13 protein-coding genes are annotated in these 13781 nt (G+C 67.3%); 8 read left to right on the top strand and 5 right to left on the bottom strand.

What is annotated here, in order from left to right; genetic code table 11:
• Positions 1-82 precede the first annotated feature (82 nt).
• A complete protein-coding gene (locus G3A50_RS12160) occupies positions 83-271 on the top strand; it encodes a CsbD family protein (protein ID WP_163075520.1) in 189 nt (62 codons plus the stop codon).
• A 98-nt stretch (positions 272-369) separates the two neighbouring features.
• On the opposite strand, the gene G3A50_RS12165 is transcribed toward G3A50_RS12160, so the two are convergent.
• The gene (locus G3A50_RS12165) at positions 370-1548 is read right to left on the bottom strand and encodes a site-specific DNA-methyltransferase (protein WP_163075521.1); all 1179 of its coding nucleotides are present in this window, start codon (positions 1546-1548) and stop codon (positions 370-372) included.
• Between the two features lie 164 nt (positions 1549-1712).
• On the opposite strand from G3A50_RS12165, the gene G3A50_RS12170 reads away from it, so the two are divergent.
• Positions 1713-2780, top strand: coding sequence for an FUSC family protein (locus G3A50_RS12170; RefSeq protein ID WP_163075522.1), 1068 nt, complete (start codon positions 1713-1715; stop codon positions 2778-2780).
• A 3-nt stretch (positions 2781-2783) separates the two neighbouring features.
• Here the strand turns inward: G3A50_RS12170 and G3A50_RS12175 are convergent, their stop codons facing one another.
• From G3A50_RS12175 to G3A50_RS12185, 3 genes are all read right to left on the bottom strand, one after another.
• Positions 2784-3434: a methyltransferase family protein gene (locus G3A50_RS12175; RefSeq protein ID WP_163075523.1), complete on the bottom strand. Its 651-nt coding sequence runs from the start codon at positions 3432-3434 to the stop codon at positions 2784-2786.
• A gap of 122 nt (positions 3435-3556) precedes the next feature.
• Positions 3557-4528, bottom strand: coding sequence for a DMT family transporter (locus G3A50_RS12180; protein ID WP_163075524.1), 972 nt, complete (start codon positions 4526-4528; stop codon positions 3557-3559).
• Between the two features lie 144 nt (positions 4529-4672).
• Positions 4673-5224, bottom strand: coding sequence for an Lrp/AsnC family transcriptional regulator (locus G3A50_RS12185; protein ID WP_163075525.1), 552 nt, complete (start codon positions 5222-5224; stop codon positions 4673-4675).
• A 266-nt stretch (positions 5225-5490) separates the two neighbouring features.
• Here G3A50_RS12185 and G3A50_RS12190 point away from each other — a divergent pair, with 266 nt between their 5' ends.
• The 6 genes from G3A50_RS12190 (at position 5491) to G3A50_RS12215 (ending at position 11925) form a co-directional block, all read left to right on the top strand.
• A complete protein-coding gene (locus G3A50_RS12190; RefSeq protein WP_163075526.1) occupies positions 5491-8943 on the top strand; it encodes a chromosome segregation SMC family protein in 3453 nt (1150 codons plus the stop codon).
• A gap of 262 nt (positions 8944-9205) precedes the next feature.
• Positions 9206-9574, top strand: coding sequence for an AtpZ/AtpI family protein (locus G3A50_RS12195; RefSeq protein ID WP_163075527.1), 369 nt, complete (start codon positions 9206-9208; stop codon positions 9572-9574).
• 119 nt (positions 9575-9693) lie between these two features.
• Positions 9694-10443, top strand: coding sequence for a F0F1 ATP synthase subunit A (locus G3A50_RS12200; protein ID WP_210255311.1), 750 nt, complete (start codon positions 9694-9696; stop codon positions 10441-10443).
• Positions 10444-10508: 65 nt separating this feature from the next.
• Positions 10509-10736: a F0F1 ATP synthase subunit C gene (locus G3A50_RS12205; protein ID WP_013169186.1), complete on the top strand. Its 228-nt coding sequence runs from the start codon at positions 10509-10511 to the stop codon at positions 10734-10736.
• Positions 10737-10817: 81 nt separating this feature from the next.
• Positions 10818-11432, top strand: a complete 615-nt coding sequence (locus tag G3A50_RS12210) for a F0F1 ATP synthase subunit B (protein WP_163075529.1) — start codon at positions 10818-10820, stop codon at positions 11430-11432.
• Between the two features lie 10 nt (positions 11433-11442).
• Complete coding sequence (locus G3A50_RS12215; RefSeq protein ID WP_163075530.1) at positions 11443-11925, top strand: F0F1 ATP synthase subunit B family protein; 483 nt, start codon at positions 11443-11445, stop codon at positions 11923-11925.
• 423 nt (positions 11926-12348) lie between these two features.
• Here the strand turns inward: G3A50_RS12215 and G3A50_RS12220 are convergent, their stop codons facing one another.
• A complete protein-coding gene (locus G3A50_RS12220) occupies positions 12349-13659 on the bottom strand; it encodes a cell wall hydrolase (RefSeq protein ID WP_210255137.1) in 1311 nt (436 codons plus the stop codon).
• Positions 13660-13781: the final 122 nt, after the last annotated feature.

The following is a 13781-nucleotide window of genomic DNA, read 5'->3' on the forward strand; positions in this document are numbered from 1 at the left end:
CGTGCCGGCCGCAGTGAACCCGCACGACCTTCGCGCGTTGTCTGCCCGACCCGCATAGGCGGGATGTCAGGAGATGACGATCATGGGCAGCACGATGGATAAGGCCAAGGGTCACGCCAACGAGGCGGTCGGCAACCTCAAGCAGGCGGCCGGCAAGGCCACAGGCTCGAAGAAGCTCCAGGCCGAAGGCAAGGTGCAGGAACTCAAAGGCGAAGGCCAGAAGGCCGTGGGCAAGGCCAAGGACGCGGTCAAGAAGGCCGTCGATCACTGAGCCCCGGCCACGGGCCCGACACGAGGGAGAGGCCGCCGCCAGGCGGTCTCTCCTTGTCGGACCGGGCGCCGCGCGGTGGCGCCGGCCCGTTGGGCGGATTACTCCGCCGCCATCGCCATTTCCGAGCGCACCACCGCGCGCAGCGAATCGATCGGGCGCAGACCCTCACCGGTCTCCAGATGCCAGAAGGTCCAGCCATTGCAGGCGTCAAGACCCTGGGCGAGGGCGCCGGCGCGATGGATCGAGCCAACCGTGCCGAGCCCCGGCGCGGTTTCCAGCGACAAGGTGCCGTCGGCGCGTACCAGCGCCCGGTAACGGGACTTGGCGTCCGTGAGCATCGTGCCCGGTGCGATCAACCCGCGTTCGATCAGCGAAGCGAAGGCGATGCGCGGTGCCTCACGGGCGCTGGGCGCGCTCGCGAGCGCCGCATCCGGCAGCGGCTGGACGGCGTCGATGCGCGCGCGCGCGGCCTCCGCATAGGTGCTGTCACGCTCGATGCCGACAAAGTGCCGGCCGAGCCGCTTGGCAACGGCTGCCGTGGTCCCCGAACCGAGGAAGGGGTCCAGCACGACATCGCCGGGCTTGGAGGAGGCGAGCAGGATGCGGGCGATGAGCGCCTCGGGCTTCTGGGTCGGATGAACCTTGTGGCCGTCATCGTCCTTCAGCCGCTCATGACCCGAGCAGATCGGGAACAGCCAGTCGGAGCGCATCTGCACGTCCTCATTGGCGGCCTTCATCGCCTCGTAATTGAAAGTGTAGCCCTTGCCGCCGGGGTCCCGCGCCGCCCAGATCAGGGTCTCGTGGGCGTTGGTGAAGCGGCGCCCGCGGAAGTTCGGCATCGGGTTGGTCTTGCGCCAGACGATGTCGTTGAGGATCCAGAAGTCCAGATCCTGCAGCATCGCGCCGACGCGGAAGATGTTGTGATAGGAGCCGATCACCCAGAGCGTGCCGGTGGGCTTCAGCACGCGGCGGACGGCGAGAAGCCAGGCGCGGGTGAAGGCGTCATAGGCCTGGAAGCTCTCGAACTTGTCCCACGCGTCGTCGACAGCGTCGACGCGGCTGTCATCAGGGCGCTTCAATTCGCCCTGAAGCTGCAGATTATAGGGCGGGTCGGCGAAGACCAGATCAACCGAGTGCGCGGGCAGCCGCGACAGCTCGGCGATGCAGTCACCCTGAAGAATCGAATCAAGGGGAAGGCCGCCATTGAGGCCGGAGGAGCGCGAGGCTCCGGGACGGGACGCCCTGCGGGCCTCCCCATTACGCACCACCAGCTTCATCAAAGGCTACCCGACGCTTACAGGACGCTACGGAATTCGTATCCACAATCTCCGTCGGTCAGGGTAAAGACCGGGTAAAGGTATCGGGTAAGGATCGCGACTTGGTCGATGCATCGCCGCCGCCGGCGGTAAAAACGCCTGTTGCCGGGACTCCTCCGCAGTCTTTGGCAGGGCGCGATTCTCTTCCGCCATCCCCTGCCGAACTACCGTTCTGGCATGGCGACGGGCTGGCCGCGCGCTCCATCCGATTCGCGCTGACGGTGATGGCGCCCATTGCCGGGGGACTGCTGGTCGGGGTCGATACGTGGCTGATCTACGCCATCGTCACCTCGATCCTGGCCTTCGCTCTCGATACCGGCGGATCGCCTCCGCATCGCTTCACCCTGATGGCCGTGGCCGGGCTGGTGGTGATCGTGGGAACCGGCGTGGGAACGCTCGCGGCGGGTCATGTGGGGCTGATGCTGGTGGCCGTTGCCGGCGCGGGCGCCTTGTATGCGCTGGTGGAAAGTCTTGATCCGAGCGCCGCCGTCGCGGCCCGCTTCCTGTGCCTCACCCTCGCGATCGGCGCGCTGTTTGCGCCACTGGATGCGCGCGAGGCCGGCGTCGTGGTGGCGTACGCGATTTATGCGTGGGGGGTCTCGATCGCCTGGGACCTGGTCACCGGAACCCGTCGTCCCTCGACCGCGCCATCGCTGGCGATGGTTGTTTCACGGCTGAGGGCGACGGAACGCGAACGCTGGGTGTTCGCGGCCGCGGTTGCCATCGCCGTGCCGCTTGCTCTCCTGACCAGCCTGTCTCTGGGCCTGCACCGGCCCTACTGGACGCTGATCGTGGTCGTTATCGTGCTTCGGGCCGATGCGCTCTCCAGCCGCCGGGAGATGGGCCAGATGCTGCTTGGTACGATGCTCGGCATCGGGGTGGCGCTGGTTTACGGCTATGCGCTGCCGTTTCATTCCGCGCTGCTGGCCGGCATGGCGCTGGCGGCGCTTATCCGCTGGCCGGCGCAGCAGCTCAATGGCGCATTGGGCGCGGCGGCGCTCACAGCCTTCATCATGCTGCTGCTGGAATTCATTGCCGGCGGCGTCACCGGGGCCTCGCACGATATTTTCGAGCGCTTCGTCGATGTCGCTGTCGGGTGCGGCTTCGCTGGCGTGGCGCTGGCACTGGATCGGCTTGGCCAGTTCCTGCTCAGACGACACAGGCTCGGAGAAGGGCGGCGAAGCGGGAGCTGAGCCTTAGGGCACCATCCACAGGATCGGCAGGATGCCCTGATTCTGCGCCATCTCGATGCCCTCGGCGAGAGGGATGGCCGCCAGGAAGACGCAGGCATCAATGAAGGTGCGCACCACGAGCTGGGGACGGATATCCAGCGAGTCGACGTTCTTCCACAAGCCGAAATTCGGCACGAAACGCGGCACCCGCGCCTTGTAGGTGAAGTAGGGCTCGCCGAACTTCTCTCCCAGGAAGCGTTCTTCCTTGCGCACGACGACTGCGAACACCAGCACGGTGATGAGGGCCGCGGCGATGGCCGCCGAGAAGCTGCCGAACTGCGCGCCTGCACCGGCGGCACCGATGAACGAGAAGACGTAGAGCGGATTGCGGACCACCGAATAGGGGCCGACATCGACGATCGTCGCCTTCTTGCGTCCCGCAATATAGAGCGAACACCACGTCCGCCCGATAATCGCGACAAGAATCAATCCAAAGCCCGCGGTCTCGATCATCTCGTGGAGATTGCCGTCACCCTCGTCGGACCAGAGAGAACTGCCAAAGAGCAGCACCCCGACCGCCGCTGCTCCGAGGACATAAAGCACAAGCTTGCGCGAGGTCTGGACGGCGGCAATGTCCAGGCTGGGGGTGTTGTGTGGGGGCAATTTAGTGTTCATCCGGATCTTTCAGCGGAGCCAGCGGGGGGAGAGCGCCCCCTTAAAGGCTGCCGCTCGTGGCCTTTTTCAGGCGCCAGATGACACTATCTCTCCGTTTGTGTCGTTTCTGTAAAGAACCGACGTCAATGGGCCGAGGCCAGACGGCGGTCGCGCAGGGCAAGACCGGACAGCACCAGCGCAAAACCCAGTGCGTGATACAGGTGCAGCGTTTCCCCGATCAGCCCCACCGCCAGCGCCGCGCCGAAGACCGGCATGAGCTGGAGGAACTGGCCCGACCGGGTGGGGCCCAACACCGCGACGCCGCGCGCCCACAGCACGAAGCCGAGCGTCGGCAGGCTCGCCACATACAGCACCAGCATCAGCGCGGTGCCTGATGTGGCATTGGCATCGAGGCCCTGCTGCGCGACTTCCCAGGCCGCGAACGGCGCCAGTGCCAGCAGGCCGAAAGGAATGCTCGCGGTCAGCGCTGCGGCCGCCGAGAGCGAAGAGGGGAAGCGCTTCAGCACGACGGCGTAAAGCGCGAAGGCCGAGATGCCGAGGAACAGCATGAGATCCCCGCCGCGCAGATCAAAGCCGACAAGATTGCCGATATCGCCGCGCAGCACGATGAGCGCGACGCCGGCCGTGGAAAGGGCGAGGGCGAGACGGGCGCGGGCGCTGGTGCGCTCGCCCAGGATCAGCCAACCCAGTACGCCCACGACGATCGGCGCCGCCGAGCCGATAATCGACCCGTTGACCAGCGTCGTGCGGGCGAGGCCGGTGTAGATGAGCACGGTGAAGACCGCGATGTTCAGCACGCCCGAGGCCATCCATAACGGCCATAGCCGGGTAAGCTCGCCGCGCTTCTGCGAAAGCTCCCGCCAGGTGAAGGGAAGCAGCATCGCCAGGGCCAGCGCCCAGCGCACGGCGGAAAGGACCGCCGGCGAGATGATGCCCGCCGCGACATGGCCCGCGAAAAAATTGCCGGACCAGAGCAGCGCGGCGCCCGATAGGGCCAGCGCGGCCAGCGTGGCGGGGGAACCGGCAAGACCGGCGCGGGCGCTGCCGGTGGTACGCGAAACCAGCGGAGTCAACGTGTCTGCGACGAATGCCATGACGCGCCTCCAAGGAGTTCCGGGGGAATGCGGAAGGAGAGGATCTCCCCGCACCCGCTGATATAGGTCAGTGTAGTTGACCTAGTCCGGCATGTCCTTGCGTTGTTGGCGGCGCTCAGGGGCGCGAGCGGCAGATTCTGCCGCTCAAGGGCGCTTTTTTGGGCCTGTCGTTTCGTTGCCTTGTTTTTCGGCAATCGTATCCGGGGCGACGGGGACGGGGTGCAGATGGTCGAGCGGCAGGCGTCCGCTCTCCTTTACCCGCTTCAGCGCCAGCGAGGAGCGCACCCCGCGCACGCCCGGTAGGCCCATCAGAATGTCATGGGCGAAGCGTGCGAAGCCGTCGAGATCCTCGCACACGACCTGAAGCAGATAGTCGCTGTCGCCGGTGGCGCTGTAGCAGGCGATGACCTGCGGCAACGCCATCACGGCGGCTTCGAAGTCGTTGGCCGCTTCCTCGACCTGCCGTTCCAGATGGACCTGGATGAAGGCAAGCACGCCTAGGCCGAGCCGGTTGGCGTCGAGCCGGGCCTGATAGCGCGCGATCAGGCCCTCCTCTTCCAGTCGCCGTGTGCGCCGCAGGCAGGGCGAGGGAGAAAGGCCGATCCGATCGGAAAGCTCGGCATTGGTCAGCCGGCCATCTTCCTGAAGTTCGCGAAGGATACGCAAATCGAACATGTCGAGCGAAGGCGGGCGCATGTTCTGCCTCCAGTTCCAGAAATATCGGCAGGATCGGTCGTCTCCACGTAGAATGTGGGCAGGTGGTGCTGGCTGGCAATTGGGCTTTTGGACAGCAGGGCTGTCCTGATGGCGCCGCTCTCCCGCCTTGGGTGGCCGGCGGGGCGGGAGCGGGCGGCGACCTCCCGTGGTTTTCCGCCCCTCCTTCCTGCGAAATCCCCAACATCTCGTGGATCGGGGTGCTTCTGCCACTTGAACTTGTGGTTGCGTGGCTTCACGCTTGGGGCATGAAATTCACCCGTCTGCGCCTTACCGGCTTCAAGACATTCGTCGAGCCGACCGACATGCTCATCGAGCCCGGCCTCACCGGCGTGGTGGGGCCGAATGGCTGCGGCAAGTCGAATCTTGTCGAGGCGCTGCGCTGGGTGATGGGCGAGAGTTCCTACAAGGCGATGCGCGCCGAGGGGATGGACGACGTCATCTTCGGCGGCACCACCACCCGCCCGGCGCGCAACACCGCCGAGGTGATGCTGGTGGTCGACAATCTCGACCGTTCCGCCCCCGCGATCTTCAACGATACCGATACGTTGGAAATCTCCCGCCGCATCGAGCGCGAGTCGGGCTCCGCCTACCGCGTCAACGGGCGGGAAGTGCGCGCGCGGGACGTTCAGCTCCTGTTCGCCGATGCCTCATCCGGTTCGCGCTCGCCTTCCATGGTCCGGCAGGGGCAGATCGGCGAGATCGTCGGGGCCAAGCCCTCGGCCCGGCGGCGCCTTCTCGAAGAGGCGGCGGGGGTGGCGGGCCTGCATGCGCGCCGCCATGAGGCGGAAATGCGGTTGCGCGCCGCTGAGACCAATCTCACCCGGCTCGAGGACGTGATCGGCCAGATCACCAGCCAGATGGATGCGCTGCGCCGCCAGTCCCGGCAGGCTTCGCGCTACCGCGCGGTGTCCACCGATATCCGTCGCAACGAGGCGGCGTTGCTGTGGCTGCGTTGGCTGGAGGCGACGGGTGCCCTCGGTGAGGCCGGACAGGCCTTCGATCTTGCCCAGCGCGAGATCGCGGCCTGCACGCTCGCGCAGGGCGAGGCGGCGCGTCAGGCGGCGATCGCTGCGCACGGCATTCCCGCGCTCCGCGAGGCGGATGCCGCGGCGGCGGCCACACTTCAGCGTCTGACGCTGGCGCGCGGTGAACTCGACCGCGACGAGGCCCGCGCCAGCGCCCGGCGCGAGGAACTGGACCGCCGGCTTGTCCAGCTGGGTGGCGACGTGGAGCGCGAGCGTTCGCTCGCCGCCGACGCCGAGGACATGCTGATGCGCCTCGTCGAAGAAGCCATGGAGCTTGAGGAAGCTCAGGCCGGGGCCGAGGAGATGGCGCAGGAGGCGGTGGCCGCGCGCGAGGAGGCCGCCGCGCGGCTGGCGGATTCGGAGCGCGCCTTCGCCGATGCCACGGCGGCCCATGCCGAAGGCGCCGCCCGGCGCGGCGCGCTTGAGCGCGCGGTGCGCGAGGCCGCCGAGCGTCTTGCCCGGCTGGGCCGCGAGAGCGAGCAGCTCGCCGCCCAGCGGCGCGCACTGGAAGCGGGCGGCGGTGCCCATCGTCTGGACGAGCGCCGCGAGGCGGCCGACCTTGCGCAGGAGAGCTTCGCCGCCGCCGAAGGTGCGGCGCAGGAGGCCGAGGCCGCCCATGCGCAGGCGCGCGCCGCGCTCGATGCCGCCCGCCGTCCGCTCGCCGAGGCCGAACGCACGGCCCAGCGGCTGGATACGGAAGCGCGCACGCTTGCCAAGCTGCTGGATGTCGGCGCCGGCAAGCGGTGGCCGCCGGTACTGGATTCGATTCGCGTCGCCCGCGGCTTCGAGGCGGCGCTCGGCGCCGCGCTCGGGGACGATCTTGATGCGCCCGATGCCGCGGAAGCTCCGGTGCACTGGTCGCTGCGCGCGGGTGAAGGTGACCCGGCATTGCCCGAAGGGGTCGAGCCGCTGTCGCTCCATGTCGAGGCGCCGGCCGCGCTGGCGCGTCGTCTTGCCCAGATCGGCGTGGTGGAACGCGCGGACGGGGCGCGGCTCGCCCCAGGCCTGAGGCCGGGCCAGCGTCTTGTGTCGCGGGAAGGCGATATCTGGCGCTGGGACGGCCTGGACGCGGCGGCCGACGCACCGACCGCCGCCGCGCGGCGGCTGGCTGAGCGCAATCGTCTCGCCGATATCGAGGCGGAGCTGGTCGAAGCGCGGGCCGTGGTGGCCACGCACAAGGCCGCGCTTGAAGCAGCCGAGGCCGCGCTGCGCGCCGCCGGTGTTCGCGAGAACGCCTCACGCGAGGCCCGTCGCGCCGCTCTGCGGGCGATGGAGACCGCCCGCGAGGAACTGGTGCGCGCCGAGCGTGCGGCGGCCGATGAGGCGGCCCGGCTCGCCGCCCTCGTCGCCAGTCTCGCCCGTGTCGAGGGCGAGCGCGACGACGCAGCTATCGCGCTGGAGGGAGCCCGCGAGAGCGTCGACGCGCTTTCCCCGCCCGTGGAAAGCGAGGCCCTGCTTGCCGAAGCACGCGCCGGGGTGGCGCAGGACCGCGCGGCGCTGGCGGAGGCGCGGGCGCGGGCCGACGGCGTGATGCGCGAGCGCGAGCAGCGCGCGCGCCGTCTCGCCGCCATCACCACGGAGCAGGCGTCGTGGCAGTCGCGCGCCTCGGGCACCGGCGAGCGCGTCGCGGCGCTGGAAGCCCGGCTTGCCGAGGCGGCCAATGAACGCGCCGAACTCGACGATGCTCCCAACCTCTTCGCCGGCCGGCGCCGGGCGCTTCTGAATGAAACGGCCAAGGCCGAAATCGCCCGCAATGAGGCCGCCGACGCCCTTGCCCGGGCCGAGGCTGGGCAGCAGGAAGCCGATCGTATGGCACGGGCCGCGCTCGATTCGCTCGCCGCCGCGCGGGAGGCGGGTGCCCGGGGCGAGGCCCGCGTGGAGGCTCTGCGTCAGCGTCGCGACGACCTGATGCGCGAGGTTGCCGACATGCTCGACGGCACGCCCGAGAATGCGCGCGAGATTGCCGGCTTCGAACCCGATTCGGAGCTGCCGACCATGGACACGGTCGAGGCGGAACTGGAGCGGCTCAAGCGCGAGCGCGAGCGGCTCGGCGCCGTGAATCTGCGCGCCGAGGAAGAGTTTTCCGAGGTGGAGACCCAGCAGCAGGGACTTGTGGCCGAGCGCGAGGACCTGACCGAGGCGATCAAGCGGCTGCGGCAGGGCATTCTCGGGCTCAATCGCGAGGCCCGCGAGCGGCTGCAGGCGAGTTTCACCGTGGTCGACGGCCACTTCCAGCAGCTTTTCGGCACGCTTTTCGGCGGCGGTGAGGCGCGGCTGGTGCTGACGGATTCCGACGATCCGCTGGAAGCGGGGCTCGACATCATCGCCAAGCCGCCCGGCAAGAAGCCGCAGTCGCTGTCGCTGCTGTCGGGTGGCGAGCAGGCGCTGACCGCCATGGCCTTGATCTTCGCCGTCTTCCTCACCAATCCGGCGCCGATCTGCGTGCTCGACGAGGTCGACGCCCCGCTCGACGACGCCAATGTGGAGCGCTTCTGCAACCTGCTCGACGAAATGCGGCGGCTGACGGAGACCCGATTCGTCACCATCACCCACAATCCGATCACGATGAGCCGGATGAACCGTCTTTTCGGTGTCACCATGGCCGAACGCGGGGTGTCGAAGCTGGTTTCCGTCGATCTCGCCACCGCTGAAACGTGGCGCGAGGCGAGCTGAACGGTGGGCCGTGCTCGCCTATGGGGCGTTCGGCGTATTCCTCGGCGTTCTCTGGCATGCCAAAAACACGGTTGTCAGCTTCCCTTGGTGCGAGAGTGGCTCCGGAAGGGCTGCGACAGGGTGTCCACCCGCCTAATTTGCACATATTTTTCAAAGGGTTAAAACGTGAATTCACGTCCTTGACACCCCTTTGGGCGATCACTATGGTGCGCGCGGTTTCGGGGGCGGAAAATCATCCTCCGGCTGAGTTCGAGCGCAGGTTATGGACGACCGGAATAAAACGGACGGCCAGAAGGGTTCGGGCACGCCGGAAATTTCCGACGCCGAGCTTTCGGGCAGACTCGAGGGGCTTGGCGCCGAACTGAAGAAGGTTCGTGCCGAGCGCAAGATGGACGAGGTGTCCTCCGTTGCGGACAGGACATCGACCTCGGCGGGTATGGCGTTGGCTTTCCGGTTGGGAGCCGAGTTCGTTGCCGGGGTTCTGGTTGGCGCTGGCCTTGGCTGGGGTTTCGACCGTCTTCTCGGGACGACGCCCTGGGGATTTATCGTGTTCCTGCTGCTCGGCTTTGGGGCGAGCATTATGAACATGATGCGCGCCGCCGGCGAGACCGGCCGGAAAACGCCGTCCTAGGGCGGGGCGTGACGAGCAGTTGATTTTAACGATGCCGCCTGCGGGCTGGCGTCAGATACGGGGCCGGCGCCGGAAGGTGCCGCGTTTGAGGGCAGCGACCGGCGATGGCCAGCGGAAGCGTGATCGATCCGATCCACCAGTTCCAGATCCACAAGATCGTGGACCTGGGGGCACCCGGCGGTGTTCAGCTCGCCTTCACGAATTCTGCCGCGTTCATGTTCGGCATCGTGGCGCTGATCTTCTTTTTCCTGACCTTCGCCACGCGCGGCCGTACTCTTGTGCCCGGCCGGATTCAGTCGATGGCGGAGATGTCCTACGAGTTCGTCGCCTCCATGGTGCGCTCGACCGCCGGCAACGAGGGGATGAAGTTCTTCCCGTTGGTGTTCTCGCTGTTCATGTTCGTGCTGGTCGCGAACTTCGTCGGCATGATCCCCTACACCTTCACCGTGACCAGCCATCTGATCGTGACCGCCGCACTGGCGCTGATCGTGATCCTCACCGTGATCATTTACGGCTTCGTGCGGCACGGAACGCATTTCCTGCACCTGTTCGTTCCCTCGGGTGTCCCGGCCTTCCTGCTGCCCTTCATGGTCGTGATCGAGGTGATTTCCTTCCTCTCGCGCCCCATCAGCCTGTCGCTGCGTCTGTTCGCCAACATGCTGGCCGGGCACATCGCGATGAAGGTGTTCGCGGGCTTCATCGTCATGATGAGCGCCTCCGGCCTCTTCGGCCTGCTGGGTGGGGCGCTCCCGCTCATCATGGTCGTGGCGCTGACGGCTCTCGAATTCCTGGTCGCCGCGCTGCAGGCTTATGTCTTCGCGGTGCTGACCTGCATCTATCTCAACGACGCGCTGCATCCCGGTCACTGATCGGCGCGTCGCGGGACACTCATCCAGCCTTCAAATCAATCAGCGAAATTCAATAGGAGAAGACCATGGATCCGATTGCCGCCAAGTTCCTCGGCGCCGGTCTCGCTTGTCTCGGCATGGGCCTTGCCGCTATCGGCGTGGGTAACATCTTCGGCAACTTCCTCTCGGGCGCCCTGCGCAACCCGTCGGCCGCCGACGGCCAGTTCGCCCGCGCGTTCATCGGTGCGGCGCTCGCGGAAGGTCTCGGCATCTTCGCGCTCGTCGTCGCGCTGGTTCTGCTGTTCGTGGTCTGACGCCTAACGTCGCGGGCGGGTCGCGCTGCGGCCTGCCCGTCGCGTCGAGCTGTCGTTCTACTGACCGAGGAAGCCTGAACCATGTCCGAGACCCAGGGTCCGGCCGGTATTTTCGTCATCGCCCAGGCGGACGCACCTGCCGCGCACGCTACGCCGACCCATGCCGGCGTCGAGTTCGAGGTGCCGGCTGGAGAGGCGCATGCCGGGGGCTTCCCGCCCTTCGACGCGCACACTTTCCCCTCGCAGCTCATCTGGCTGGCGATCGCCTTTGGCGCGCTTTACCTGTTGATGAGCCGCATCGCGCTGCCGCGCATCGCCAATATTCTTGAGGAACGTCACGACCGTGTCGCCGACGATCTCGAGGAGGCGGGCAAGATGAAGGCGGAGAGCGAGGCGGCGGCCGAGGCTTATGAGCAGGCGCTCGCCAGTGCCCGCAACAAGGCCCATGGCATCGCCACCGAGACACGCGACACGCTTTCGGCGGAATCCGAGGCGAGCCGCAAGTCGCTGGAGGCCGAACTCGCCGCCAAGCTGGCAACGGCCGAGGAGAAGATCCTCGCCACCAAGACCGCGGCAATGACCAATGTACGTGGCATTGCCGTGGACGCCGCTGGCGCCATTGTCGGTGAGCTGATCGGCTCCACGCCCGCTCCCCAGGCGGTCGAGGCGGCTGTCGATCAAGCCATCAAGAACTGAGGGCGCGGGTATGGGTACAGCTGAACTCTGGGTAGCCATCGCCTTCGTCATCTTCATGGCGATCGTGATCAAGGCCGGCGCCTTTTCCAGCATCACGCGCGCGCTCGACGGGCGCGGCGAGCGCATTCGCGCCGAGCTGGAAGAAGCCCGCCGCCTCAAGGAAGAGGCGCAGAAGCTGGTCGCCGAGTACACGCGCCGCCAGCGCGAGGCCGAGGCCGAGGCCGAGGCGATCATCACCACCGCCAAGGCGGAGGCCGAGCGTCTCGCGATCGAAGCCAAGACCAAGCTCGACGACCTGGTCACGCGCCGTACCAAGATGGCTGAGCAGAAGATCGCGCAGGCGGAGGCGCAGGCGCTGGCCGACGTTCGGGCCGCTGCTGCGGATGCCGCGGTAAAGGCCGCCGAAACCCTGCTCGCTGCGAATGTGGTGGGCCAGACCGCCGACAAGCTGCTCGACGAGGCCGTCTCCGAGGTCAAGTCGAAGCTGAACTGAACGGCTCGACACGCAAGAATTTGAACGCCCGGTCGCCGCGCCGGGCGTTTTCTTTTTGTGCGCCGGGCGCGGTGACGGGGGTGAACTCGAGCGGCGGACGGGAGAGGCCAGCCGCACCGCTGCGGTGATGCGTGTGGCACAGATTAGCGCCCGGCCCCGAGGGGCGCGCTTGGGTCCCGAGCGGGACGTTCCATGATCGAGGCGCGCGGGCGCAGGCGGGCCTTCGATCGAGCCGGGTCCGTGGCCGCCGGGACGGTCAGGGAGTCGTCATCTGCGGAAAGGCCTCATCATCTGTTCGCCGAATCTGGCGCGCATTCCCGGCCGGCTGTCCCGGCAGATGATCCCGGTTCATGACGTTTGCCGGATGGCTGCGGGGCTTCTCACCTCGGGTCCATCAGCGCGGCATGATGGTGGCCGCGGAGATCAGCTCGACCAGCGCCGCGGCCGGTAGAAGGTGTGCTCGCCAATACGGTCGAGCTTGCGCATCTCTCGGATCCAGTTCGGGCGGACCGAGCGGGCATGATAGTGGGTGGCCCGGCCGACTTTCTCATCCCACACGCGCCCGTCCAGCATGTCGCTGGCGATTTCCTTGGCCTGCTTCCACATCTCTGGCTCGGTGATCACGTCCTTGACGTTGTCGCAGGCGAAGGTGAACTGGCAGCCGAGTTTGCGATTGGCGTTCTGATAAACCGCACGGCACACGTCGGCGGGATAATAGCCGGAGAAGACCCGGTTCATCACGACCTGCGCCACGGCAACCTGGCCCCGGCGCGGTTCGCCGCGGCTCTCGAAATAGACCGCTTCCGCAAGGCATTTGACCGATCGGGCGAGGCGTTTTCCCGAAAGGCCAAGGCGCTCGGCGGGCGTCGGTCCTTCGACAATGCGTGTGTCGGGGGATGCGCCGTCGGACTTTTCGGCTGTCGACGTGCCGCCGTCGGTATCGGGAGCGCCCTCGGCGTGCAGGAAGGGCTGCGGCGGCAGGGCGATGCTGTCATAGCCGAAGATGAAGGCCGACTGCCGGTATAGCGGCAACTGGTCCTGGCCATCTGCCAGTGTGTCGCCCTCGTCCGGGCCGGTATCCGGTTCATCGGGGCCGAGCGCAATTGCCGGCGTGCCGGCATCTTCGAGCTGGGTGGGATCGCCGGTCGGGTCGCCGGCCGATACCGAGTAGACGCCCTCTGTCGCGCGCGTCGCGGCGCTCGGTAGGTCGGCAATGTCCTCGTCGACCTCGTAAGGGTCCGTGCCGATACCCGCACGAATGTTGGCAGGAGTGCCGGTTCCCGTGCCCGTGCCCGTCCCTGTCCCTGTCGTGGCGCCTGCCATGGTGCCGGTGCCGGCGCTGACAAGGGTTGACGGGGTCGCCACGCCGGCGAGCGGGTCGGGGGCGAGCGGGTCTTCGCCGAGGGCTGCGGGGCCGGGCTGCGGGGCGAGGGCGAGACGGTCTGTCTTGTCCGAGCGATTGATCTCAATGGCGAGCGGCACGGCGTGTGGCGCTTCGGGAATGGCGGAGCTGGCAAGCAGTGACGAGTGTGAGGGCCAGGCGAAGGTGGCGGCCTTCAACGTGTGCAGCGAGCCAGAGAGCACCGAAAGGCGCACGCGCTCGGCAACGCCGGGCTGGCGGGCCAGAAGACCGGTGATGTCCTGCGGGCCGATGGTGACGCTGCCGCCGCCCACCATGGCCGCAAGCAGCGCTATCCTGATCCCGTAGCTTCTGACCCGTTCGGATATGTGCATTCGACGCCTACGCAACAACAGAACCGCGCCACCGCGTGGCTCGCCGGCGACAGGCAAGACCTCGCGTGCATGACTTCATGGTTGTCGCTTATTAACCTTGCGAGCGGGTTAATGCCGGCCGC

This window comes from Ancylobacter pratisalsi, assembly GCF_010669125.1.
In the GTDB taxonomy this organism is placed as follows: Bacteria; Pseudomonadota; Alphaproteobacteria; order Rhizobiales; family Xanthobacteraceae; genus Ancylobacter; species Ancylobacter pratisalsi.

Bases quoted from the DNA above. Each gene is read 5' to 3' on its own strand.
- G3A50_RS12165 (WP_163075521.1), bottom strand. From the start codon at position 1,548: ATGAAGCTGGTGGTGCGTAATGGGGAGGCCCGCAGGGCGTCCCGTCCC.
- G3A50_RS12210 (WP_163075529.1), top strand. From the start codon at position 10,818: ATGTCCGAGACCCAGGGTCCGGCCGGTATTTTCGTCATCGCCCAGGCG.
- G3A50_RS12175 (WP_163075523.1), bottom strand. From the start codon at position 3,434: ATGAACACTAAATTGCCCCCACACAACACCCCCAGCCTGGACATTGCC.
- G3A50_RS12185 (WP_163075525.1), bottom strand. From the start codon at position 5,224: ATGCGCCCGCCTTCGCTCGACATGTTCGATTTGCGTATCCTTCGCGAA.
- G3A50_RS12180 (WP_163075524.1), bottom strand. From the start codon at position 4,528: ATGGCATTCGTCGCAGACACGTTGACTCCGCTGGTTTCGCGTACCACC.
- G3A50_RS12160 (WP_163075520.1), top strand. From the start codon at position 83: ATGGGCAGCACGATGGATAAGGCCAAGGGTCACGCCAACGAGGCGGTC.
- G3A50_RS12195 (WP_163075527.1), top strand. From the start codon at position 9,206: ATGGACGACCGGAATAAAACGGACGGCCAGAAGGGTTCGGGCACGCCG.
- G3A50_RS12215 (WP_163075530.1), top strand. From the start codon at position 11,443: ATGGGTACAGCTGAACTCTGGGTAGCCATCGCCTTCGTCATCTTCATG.
- G3A50_RS12220 (WP_210255137.1), bottom strand. From the start codon at position 13,659: ATGCACATATCCGAACGGGTCAGAAGCTACGGGATCAGGATAGCGCTG.
- G3A50_RS12190 (WP_163075526.1), top strand. From the start codon at position 5,491: ATGAAATTCACCCGTCTGCGCCTTACCGGCTTCAAGACATTCGTCGAG.
- G3A50_RS12205 (WP_013169186.1), top strand. From the start codon at position 10,509: ATGGATCCGATTGCCGCCAAGTTCCTCGGCGCCGGTCTCGCTTGTCTC.